General features: G+C 71.9%; 6 protein-coding genes. 3 read left to right on the top strand and 3 right to left on the bottom strand.

Annotation, left to right across the window (positions count from 1 at the left end):
* The first annotated feature begins 19 nt into the window (after positions 1–19).
* Positions 20–6,259, top strand: coding sequence for a pullulanase-type alpha-1,6-glucosidase (pulA, locus tag AVP42_RS09215; protein WP_197466994.1), 6,240 nt, complete (start codon positions 20–22; stop codon positions 6,257–6,259).
* Between the two features lie 158 nt (positions 6,260–6,417).
* On the opposite strand, the gene AVP42_RS09220 is transcribed toward pulA, so the two are convergent.
* The 3 genes from AVP42_RS09220 to AVP42_RS09230 all read right to left on the bottom strand — a co-directional run bounded on the left by AVP42_RS09220 (position 6,418) and on the right by AVP42_RS09230 (position 9,339).
* A complete protein-coding gene (locus AVP42_RS09220; protein WP_157356776.1) occupies positions 6,418–6,834 on the bottom strand; it encodes a hypothetical protein in 417 nt (138 codons plus the stop codon).
* A 182-nt stretch (positions 6,835–7,016) separates the two neighbouring features.
* Positions 7,017–8,240, bottom strand: coding sequence for a hypothetical protein (locus AVP42_RS09225; RefSeq protein ID WP_067948295.1), 1,224 nt, complete (start codon positions 8,238–8,240; stop codon positions 7,017–7,019).
* Between the two features lie 106 nt (positions 8,241–8,346).
* Entirely contained in the window at positions 8,347–9,339 is a 993-nt protein-coding gene (locus AVP42_RS09230) for an o-succinylbenzoate synthase (protein WP_067948297.1), read from the bottom strand.
* A gap of 139 nt (positions 9,340–9,478) precedes the next feature.
* Between AVP42_RS09230 and AVP42_RS09235 the strand changes: the two genes are divergently transcribed.
* On the top strand, positions 9,479–9,733 hold the full coding sequence (locus AVP42_RS09235; protein ID WP_067948299.1) for a hypothetical protein: 255 nt from the start codon (positions 9,479–9,481) through the stop codon (positions 9,731–9,733).
* A 51-nt stretch (positions 9,734–9,784) separates the two neighbouring features.
* Positions 9,785–10,714: a 1,4-dihydroxy-2-naphthoyl-CoA synthase gene (locus AVP42_RS09240; protein ID WP_067948301.1), complete on the top strand. Its 930-nt coding sequence runs from the start codon at positions 9,785–9,787 to the stop codon at positions 10,712–10,714.
* Positions 10,715–10,848: the final 134 nt, after the last annotated feature.

A 10,848-nucleotide genomic window follows, 5' to 3' on the forward strand; every position in this document is an offset into this window, starting at 1 on the left:
GTGAAATCGGGAGTCGAAGATGACGCATCGAGCGCGCGCTCGCAGCTGGTTGGCATTGGGGGTGACGGGCGCCGTCGCGGCATCCGTGCTCGCCGTCGTTCCCATCGGGGCTGCAGCCGAGGAGGGCGACACGTTCGCACTCGTCGGTTCGCTGCAGAGCGAACTGGGCTGTTCCGAGGACTGGCAGCCGAGCTGCGAGGCCACCGAGCTGCTGCCCACCGACACCGCGGGCCTCTACGCCGCCGAGTTCACCGTCCCGGCGGGCTCGTACGAGTACAAGGTCGCGGCGAACGACTCGTGGGATGCCTCGTGGGGTCTCGACGGGGGCGGCGACAACATCCCGCTCACGGTCGGCGGCGACACCGACGTGCGCGTCGTGTTCGACGACACCCAGAAGCGCGTCGGCCTCGAGCTGCTGAGCACCCGTGGCGCGTACGACGAGCAGGCGGATGCCGCACTCGCGCTGCCGCCCGTCCGCCAGCCGGGCAGCGCCGAGAACTTCTACTTCGTCATGACCGACCGCTTCGCCAACGGCGACGAGTCGAACGACACCGCCGGCATCGCGGGAGACCACCTCGCGCACGGCTTCGACCCGACCGACAAGGGCTTCTACCACGGCGGCGACATCCAGGGCATCCGCGATCACCTCGACTACATCGAGGGCCTCGGCACGACCGCGATCTGGTTCACGCCGAGCTTCAAGAACAAGCCCGTGCAGGGCGAGGGCGCGAACGCCAGCGCCGGCTACCACGGCTACTGGATCACCGACTTCACGCAGATCGACCCGCACCTCGGCACGAACGCCGAGCTCGAGGCGCTCATCGACGAGGCGCACGAGCGCGGCATCAAGGTCTACTTCGACATCATCACGAACCACACGGCCGACGTGATCTCGTACGAGGAGGGCCAGTACTCGTACATCGACAAGGCCACGAGCCCGTACCGCGACGCCGACGGCAACGTGTTCGACCCGAGCACCATCGCGGGCAGCGCCGACTTCCCGGCGCTCGACCCGGCCACGAGCTTCCCGTACACGCCGACCGTCGCGCCCGAGGATGCCGACGTCAAGGTCCCCGCGTGGCTCAACGACCCGACGCTGTACCACAACCGCGGCGACTCGACCTGGTCGGGCGAATCGGTGACGTTCGGCGACTTCGTCGGCCTCGACGACCTGATGACCGAGCACCCCACCGTGGTCGACGGCTTCATCGACGTGTACCAGGACTGGGTCGACCTCGGCATCGACGGCTTCCGGATCGACACCGCCAAGCACGTGAACTTCGAGTTCTGGGAGGAGTGGTCGACCGAGGTCCTCGAGTACGCCCACGCCCAGGGCAAGCCCGACTTCTTCATGTTCGGCGAGGTCTACGACGCCGACCCGGTGAAGCTCTCGCCGTACGTGCGCAAGACGGACATGAACTCGGTCCTCGACTTCACCTTCCAGTCGCAGGCCGTGTCGTTCGCGGCGGGCAACTCGGCGAAGAACCTGCAGTCGCTGTTCGCCGGTGACGACTACTACACGACGCCCGACTCGTCGGCCACCGCACTGCCGACCTTCCTCGGCAACCACGACATGGGTCGCATCGGCTACTTCCTCGCGAACTCGGGCGCCACCGCGGTGCAGCGCAACGAGCTCGCGCACGAGCTCATGTACCTCACGCGCGGCCAGCCGGTCGTCTACTACGGCGACGAGCAGGGCTTCGCGGGCACGGGCGGCGACAAGGACGCCCGCCAGACGCTCTTCGCGAGCCAGGTCGACGAGTACGTGAACCAGCCGCTCGTCACCGGCGAGAACGCCGGCAGCGTCGACCGCTACGGCACCGACGCGCCGCTCTACGAGCACATCGCCGGACTCGCCGAGCTGCGCAAGGCGCACCCGGCGCTCGAGCAGGGCGCGCAGATCGAGCGCTTCGTCGCCGACGGCGCCGGCGTGTACGCGTTCAGCCGCGTCGACCGCGACGAGAAGGTCGAGTACCTGGTCGCCGTGAACAACGCGAACCAGGCCAAGGCCGTGGAGGTCTCCACCCTCACCGCCGACGGCGCGTTCGCGGTGCTGTACGGCGACGGGCAGGCCCTGACCGCGAACGCCGACGGCGTCGCATCCGTCACCGTGCCGGCGCTCGGCGCCGTGGTGTGGAAGGCCGACCGCGAGGTGACCGCCCCCGAGGCGGCATCCGCCATCGCCGTCGACGTGCCCGTCGCCGGGGCCGGCGTCACGGGCATCGCACCCGTCTCGGCCGACGTCGCCGACGCCACCTGGCAGGAGACGAGCTTCGCCTGGCGCGTGGCCGGTTCCGACGAGTGGACGCCGCTCGGCACCGCCGAGGACACCACGCCGCGCGTCTACCACGACACCGCGGGCCTCGCGAAGGGCACGCTGGTCGAGTACCGGGCCGTGTCGACGGATGCCGCGGGCAACCGCGCCGCCGCATCGACCTACGCCTCGGTGGGCAACGCCGTGAACCTCGCGGTCGTCGAGGAGCCCGAGACCGACATCGAGCTGGTCACCGTCCCCGGCAGCCACAACTCGGAGATGGGCTGCCCGGGCGACTGGCAGCCCGGCTGCGAGGCCGCGAAGCTCACCAAGCGCGCCGACGGCATCTACGCCGGCACGTTCCAGATCCCGGCCGGCACGTACGAGTACAAGGTCGCGATCAACGGCAGCTGGGCGCTGAACTACGGCGCCAACGGCGTGCAGGACGGCCCGAACGCCACCTACACGACGAGCGGCGGCGCGGTCACCTTCTACTGGGACCCGCGCAGCAAGGTGTTCTCGTCGACCGCCGAGGGGCCGATCGTCACGCTGCCCGGCAGCATGCAGTCGGAACTCGGCTGCCCCGGCGACTGGCAGCCCGACTGCATGGTCACCTTCGCGCAGGACGGCGACAAGGACGGCGTCTACGAGTTCTCGACGAACGGCCTGCCGGCCGGCTCCTACGAACTGAAGGTCGCGCACGGCCTGTCGTGGGATGAGAACTACGGCGTCGACGGCGTCCGCAACGGCGGCAACATCTCGTTCGTCGTCGGCAAGGCCGGCGAGTTCGTCACCTTCCGCTACACGCTCGAGACCCACGTGCTCGAGGTCGTCGTGGCCGACCCGCCGCTCGCGGGCACCGGACAGCAGCGCGCGTACTGGCTCGACGCCGAGACGCTCGCCTGGCCCGCCTCGCTCCTCGGCGGAGCGAACGCGGCCGACCGCGCCTACACGCTCGAGTTCGCCGCCGACGGCGGACTCGGGACCGCCGACGGCGCCGTGACCGGCGCCGACCGGACGGTCGAGCTCGCCCACGAGCCCGCGGGCATCGGCGCGGAGCTCACCGTGCGGTTCCCGCACCTCGCGAGCTACGTGGCGCTCCGGCCCCTCGGTCTCGACCGCGCGGCGATCGCCGAACTCGTCACGGGCGAGCTCCAGGTGGCGCAGCGCGCCGGCGACGAGCTCACCGCGATGACCGGCGTGCAGCTGCCGGGCGTGCTCGACGACCTCTACGCCCAGGGCGTGGCATCCGCCTCGCTCGGCGCCACGGTCGACGGCGACGCCGCGAGCCTCTCGGTCTGGGCGCCGACCGCGAAGTCGGTGTCGGCCCAGGTCTGGGCCGCCGGCGCGACCGGCGACCCCGAGGTGCTGCCGGCCGAGTTCGACGCCGAGTCCGGCGCGTGGTCGGTCGACGAGGGCGTCGAGGCGGGCGACGAGTACCGCTGGCTCGTCGAGGTGTACGCCCCGACCACCGGCAAGGTGGAGCGCAACTCGGTGACCGACCCGTACTCGGTCGCGCTCACCGTGAACTCCGCCCGCACCGTCGTCGTCGACCTCGACGACCCGGCGCTCGCACCCGAGCTGTGGGCCGAGACGCCCGCACCGGTCGTCGAGCGGCAGGTCGACCGGGCGATCTACGAGCTGCACGTGCGCGACTTCTCGATCACCGATGAGACGGTGCCCGAGGCCGAGCGCGGCACCTACCGGGCGTTCACCCGCAACAGTGCGGGCAGTGCGCAGCTGCGCGAGCTCGCCGCGGCCGGCATCAACACGGTGCACCTGCTGCCCACGTTCGACATCGCGACCATCGAGGAGCGCCGCGACCAGCAGGCGACCCCCGACTGCGACCTCGAGTCGTACGGTCCGGCGTCGGAGGAGCAGCAGGCCTGCATCGAGGCGATCCGCGACCTCGACGGCTTCAACTGGGGATACGACCCGTACCACTTCCAGGCGCCCGAGGGCTCCTACGCGGTCGACCCCGACGGCGGCGCACGCGTCGCGGAGTTCCGCGAGATGGTCGGCGCCCTGCACGCCACGGGCATGCAGGTCGTGCTCGACGAGGTGTACAACCACACCGCCGAGTCGGGTCAGGGCCAGAAGTCGGTGCTCGACAAGGTCGTGCCCGGCTACTACCACCGCCTGAACGCGACCGGCGGCGTCGAGACCTCGACGTGCTGCCAGAACGTCGCGACCGAGCACGCCGTCGCAGAGAAGCTCATGGTCGACTCGACCGTGCTCTGGGTGAAGGAGTACAAGGTCGACGGCTTCCGCTTCGACCTGATGGGCCACCACTCCAAGGCGAACCTCCTGGCCGTGCGCGCGGCGCTCGACGAGCTCACGCTCGCCGAGGACGGCGTCGACGGCTCGAAGGTCTTCCTCTACGGCGAGGGCTGGAACTTCGGGGAGGTCGCGAACAACGCGCGATTCGAGCAGGCCTCCCAGGGCCAGCTCGGCGGCACGGGCATCGCGACGTTCAACGACCGGCTGCGTGACGGCGTGCACGGCGGCAGCCCGGTCGCGGGCGACTCGAAGTACGAGCAGGGCTTCGGCACCGGCCTCGCGGGCGAGCCGAACGGCCTGCCCCAGCGCGACGGCATCCGGAACCTCGGCCAGCAGACCGACCTTGTGAAGATCGGCCTCGCGGGCAACCTGCGCGACTTCCGGTTCACCGGATACGACGGGGTGCTGAAGTCGGGCGCCGAGGTCGACTACAACGGGTCGCCGGCCGGCTACGCCGACCACCCCGAGGAGGTCATCAACTACGTCGACGCGCACGACAACGAGACCCTGTTCGACCTGGGCGTGCTGAAGCTGCCGCAGGAGACGTCGATGGCCGACCGCATCCGCATGAACACGCTGTCGCTCGCGACCGTGACGTTCTCGCAGAGCCCGTCGTTCTGGCACGCCGGCACCGAGCTGCTCCGCTCGAAGTCGCTCGACCGCAACAGCTACAACTCGGGCGACTGGTTCAACCGGATCGACTGGACCGGCCAGGAGTCGACCTTCGGGTCGGGCCTGCCGATGAAGTCCGACAACGAGGACCACTGGCCGACGATGGCGACGCTGCTCGCCGACCCGGCGCTGGAGCCCGCTCCGGCGGACATCGCCGCGGCCGAGGCCGCCGCGCTCGACCTGCTGCGCGTGCGCGACAGCGTCGACCTGCTCAAGCTGGGCTCGGCCGAGCTCATCACGCAGAAGGTGTCGTTCCCGAACAGCGGTGCGGATGCCACGGACGGGCTCATCGTGATGCTCATCGACGACCTCGTGGGCGACGACGTCGACCCCGAGCTCGAGGGTGCACTGGTCGTGTTCAACGCCTCCGCCGAGCCGATCACCGAGGCGGTGGACGGACTCGCCGGTCGCGGGTTCGCCCTCGCCCCGGCGCTCGCGAACGGGACCGACGCGGTCGTCAAGCAGACCGCGTGGGAGGCCGCGACCGGCACGCTCACGATCCCGGCCCGCACGGCCGCGGTGCTCGTCGACGACCAGGCCAAGCCCGGCGGCGGCAAGCCCGACAAGCCGGGCAAGCCCGAGAAGCCCGGCAAGCCGGACAAGCCCGGCAAGCCGGACAAGCCCGAGAAGCCGGGCAAGCCGGAGAAGCCGGGCAAGCCCGAGCAGCCCGGCAAGCCCGTCGTCCGCCTGGACGCGGCGTCGGTGCAGACCGGCTCGACCCTTGCCGTGTCCGGGAAGGGCTTCGCGAAGGGCGAGCTCGTGCAGGTGTGGCTGGAGTCGACTCCGACGCTCATGGAGGCACAGCCCGCCTCCGCGGACGGCACGGTCGAGTTCGAGATCGGCATCCCCGAGGGCACCGAGCTCGGCGACCACCACATCCGGCTGATCGGCGTCGCCTCGGGCACCGAGGCGGTGGCGGAGCTCACGGCGGTGAACTCGCTCGGTCTCACGGGCCTGCAGGCGAGCCTCGCCGGGTTCCTCGCGATCGCGTTGCTCGCGGTCGGCCTGATGCTCGCCGCGCCCCGCGTGCGGCGACTGCGCGGCACGGCCTGACGCGGCCTGGCGGGGCGGGTGTGCGCCGCTCCGCCCGGACGCTCGGCCCGTCGCCCGGGTCCCCCCGCCCGGGCGACGACCCGCGCACACGGCGATGCCCGGCGCTCCCTACGCGCCGGGCATCGTCGTGTCCGCACCGCGGTGCGGAGGCCGGATCCTCAGAACGGCAGCTCGGCCCCGCAGGCGTCGAAGCTGCCCATGATGTCGGTGCCGTGGGCGGCGAAGATCTGGTCGATGCCGGTGCCGTCGGACGCCTTGTCCGGGTGCGGGTTGTTCGAGGCGATCGTGCCGCCCTGGCCGTTCGCGCCCTTCACCAAGATGGTGAACGACGAGGGTGCGCCGGTCTCGGCGTACGCGTCGAGCACGCAGGAGGCGGTCACGTCGTCGAGGTGCGAGGTGAGCTCCTCGACGTGCACCGTGAGCCACGCCTGCGAGTTCGAAGCGCCCGCGTTGCCCTGCTCCGAGCGGTTCGGGTTGAAGCACTCGTGGGCGTACGCGGCGGCGCCCGTGCCGAGCACCGCTGCGGCGGCCAGTGCAACGCCGGCGCCGATGTTGGTCATGGTCCTGGAGATCATGGTCTTCCTTCTCGATCGGGTTTCGCGAGGCCGGCGATGGCCGGCCGTCTCTACCGTGGATCGAGCGCCTGATCGGGACATCCGTGCTGACCCCGAGCTCGGGTGCGCCGTCTGGAGTGCTCGAGGACGCGCGAGGACGCCCGACGCGGGTCCGTCTCCGCGTCGGGCGTCCGAGTGGGATCTCAGCCGGAGACGACCGCAGCCTGGCGCGGGGCCACGTCGAGTTCGGCCTCGGCGAGGACCGAAGCCCCGTCGAGGTCCACGGCCGTGACCCGGTTGGCGGCGGGCTCGGTGACGTACGCGACGCCGTCGTGCACGACCACGCCCGGGGTCGGCGTGCCGTGCCCCTCAGGAGCCGTCCACGCATCGATCGCCGGGATCGACGCCGTGATCTCACCGGTCTCGAGGTCGATCAGGTGGAGCGCACCGTCGAGGCCGAGCACGACGCCGCGGTCCTCGCCGTCGCGCGCGAGCGAGCTGTACGAGTAGCCGGTCGGCAGGACGACGAGCCGGACGGTGCCGGACTCGACGTCGATGAGCGCCACGGTGTCGCGGCCCTCCTGGCTCTCGCGCGAGTAGTCGGCGAACAGCACGGGCGACTCCGCGTCGCCCTTCGGCCCGCCGACGCGGCCGTCGGCGTCGGGGAGCGCGATGCGGTCGAAGGCGCCGTCGGCGTAGGTGGTCACGGCGCCGATGCAGCCGAACGCGACGGTCTCACCGGCGGCGATCGTCTCGCCGTGGATGCCGGTGCAGTCGTCCGTCCGGGCGAGCTCCTCGCCGTCGGCGTCGAGCGCGACGACGGAGTCGTTCGCCGTCTCGTCGCCGTCGGTCGTCAGCACGACGCCGTCCTCGAGGTGCAACGCGACGCCGTGGTGGGCCGCTCGGAGCTCGATGCGGCGGAGCTCGTCGGCCCCGTCGGCCAGGTCGCTCGTGTCGACGAGCACGACCTCGCCCTCGCCGTCGCCGAACAGGGCGGTCACGCCATCGTGCTCGACGACGTGGCTGGGCTTGGCGAGCTCGAAGCGCAGTTCGGTGAGGGCGGGCTCGGTCTCGTAGGAGTGGCCGTGGTCGCCGTGGGCGTCGGACCACACGCCCAGGTCGAGCACGCTCACGCCCTCGGGGTCGGTGAGGAAGGCGTGGCGGCCGTCCTCGGCGGCGATGGCGCGCGGCGCGGCGTCCGTCGGGATGTCCGCAACGACGTCGAGCGTCGCGGCGTCGAGCACGACGACCCCGTCGTCGTGGGTGACGGCCAGGCGCGGCCGGGGCGCGTCGAGCTCGGCGACGTCGGAGGCGGCCTCGGTCTCCTCGGGTGCCGAGGCGGCGCCGCCGGGCGTGGCGCACCCGCTCAGGGCGAGTGCGGCTGCGGCGGTGAGCGCCAGGGCGCCCACGGTGGTGGTTCGGATCATGTGGGTGGCGCCGCGGTGGTGCCGCGGCATCCTCTCTGGTCGGTGGACACGGGTGACGTGCGCGCGCACCGGTCAGCGTAGCGTAATGAGAACCGTTCTCAATAATTCAGGACGCGAGGATCGCGTGGCAGCGCTCGAGCCGCGCCAGCCACCACGCCGTCTGCTCCTCATCGGCGGCGTGGCGTTCGAGCAGCGCCGGGTCCGGAACCACGCGCCGCACCTCGATCGCGCCCTCGCGGGGAAGGAGCGGCGCGCGGGTCACGTCCGCGGCGAGCAGCGAGGCCGTGCCGAGTCCGCAGTCGTATTCGAGGTCGTCGACGGATGCCGCGAGGTGGGCGCCCATCGCGAGCCCGACGCTCGTGTCGAGGGCGCTCGACACCACGATCGGCAGGCCGGCGCGCGCCACGACGTCGAGGGCGCGTCGGATTCCGCCGAGCGGGGCGGCCTTGACGACGAGCAGGTCGGCGGCGCCGGCCTCCGCGACGGCGAGCGGGTCCTCGGCGCGGCGCACGCTCTCGTCGGCGGCGATCGGGATGCCCATGTACTTCGTGCGACGGCGGATCTCGGCGAGCTCGCCGACCGTCGGGCACGGCTGCTCCACGTACTCCAGGTCGAACGGTGCGAGCGCGTGGATGGCGTGCTCGGCCTCGTCGATGTTCCAGCCGCCGTTCCCATCGACCCGGATGCGACCCTCGGGGCCCATCGCGTCGCGCACCGCGCGGACGCGCGCGACATCCTGCGCCAGGGTCTGATCGGATGCCGCGACCTTCACCTTCGCGGTGCGGCACCCCGGGAACCGCTCGAGCACCGACGGCACCGCGTCGGGATCGACCGACGGCACAGTCGCGTTGACGAGGACGCGATCGCGGCGCGCCGGCGGCGGCGCCTGCCATCCGAAGTCGACCGCGGCGGCGAGCCAGGTCGCCGCCTCCTCGTCGTCGTACTCGGCGAACGGCGCGAACTCCGTCCACCCCTCGGGGCCCTCGATCAGCACCGCCTCGCGCACGTCGATGCCGCGGAACCGGGTGACGAGCGGGAGCGCCACCACCCGCGCGGTGCCGAGCAGGTCGGACAGGGGCGGCAGGGCGACGTCGCTCATGCCCCGAGTCTGCCACCGCGCTGCGTTTCTCAGGACGGCGCGCCGCCGGCGCCTGCAGGGCCCGGCGTGTCGTCCTGAGGAACCGGGCGATCCCGCCGGGGACTCCTGAGAAGGGAACCGGCGACGTAGGCTGGAACGCATGGCAGACGAGCGCACGGTCGCGGACCGTCCGGCGGACACGACGGACGGCATCGACGCGCTCGGCGTCGACGCCGTCGAGGTGCACGACTCCGCCGCGCGCAACGCGTGGATCGCCGTCGTGGGCATCGCCGTGGTCATCGCGGCGCTCGTGCCGCTCGTCTACGGCGCCGTCTGGGTCGGGTCGATCGTGTACGCCGCCGTGCTGTCGTTCCTCACCGGCGGTCCGGCGGAGGTCACCGGCACCGCGGTCTGAGCCCGCGCCTCGGCGCGTCGTGCCCGCGGGCGCGGAAGTAGGCTGGACGGCATGGCAGGCGAGGTGTCGGAACTGTTCGATCCGAGCGAGTGGGTGGATGCCGCGGCATCCGTCACCGGCGCTGGCGGGTTCACCGACATCACGTACCACCACTCGACCGACGGGCGCATCGCGCGCATCGCGTTCGACCGGCCCGAGGTGCGCAACGCGTTCCGCCCGCACTCGGTCGACGAGCTCTACCGCGCCCTCGAGGACGCACGGACGAACCCCCGCATCGGCGTCGTGCTGCTCACCGGCAACGGCCCCAGCCCGAAGGACGGCGGCTGGGCGTTCTGCTCGGGCGGCGACCAGCGCATCCGCGGCCGCGACGGCTACAAGTACTCCGACAGCGAGACGGCGGTGGTCGAGGGCGCGACGCACGCCGCGGTCGGCCGACTCCACATCCTCGAGGTGCAGCGGCTCATCCGCTTCATGCCCAAGGTCGTCATCGCGGTCGTGCCGGGGTGGGCGGCGGGCGGCGGGCACTCGCTGCACGTGGTCTGCGACCTGACGATCGCGAGCCGCGAGCACGGGCGGTTCAAGCAGACGGATGCCGATGTCGGCAGCTTCGACGCCGGCTACGGGTCGGCGTACATGGCCCGGCAGGTCGGGCAGAAGTTCGCGCGCGAGGTCTTCTTCCTCGCCGAGGAGTACTCGGCCGAGCGCGCCTACGAGATGGGCGCCGTGAACCGCGTCGTGCCGCACGCGGACCTCGAGCGCGAGGCGATCCGGATGGCGCGCACCATCCTCACGAAGTCGCCCACCGCCGTCCGCATGCTGAAGTTCGCGTTCAACGCCGTCGACGACGGGCTCGTCGGCCAGCAGGTGTTCGCGGGCGAGGCCACGCGACTCGCGTACGGCACCGATGAGGCCGTCGAGGGCCGCGACGCGTTCCTCGAGAAGCGCGATCCCGACTGGGGCCCGTTCCCCTGGCACTACTGAGTCGACGGATGCCGCGATGAAGCCGCTGCTGCAGGTGCCGGTGACGGAGGTCGCCGCGCTGCGCGCGCTGCTCGCCGAGGCGCTCGCCGGCGGCCCCGCCGTCTGGCCCGTGCCGGCCGCCGAGCCCGCCGGTG

The sequence above is a fragment of the Agromyces sp. NDB4Y10 genome (genome assembly GCF_001620055.1).
GTDB classification, from domain to species: domain Bacteria; phylum Actinomycetota; class Actinomycetes; order Actinomycetales; family Microbacteriaceae; genus Agromyces; species Agromyces indicus.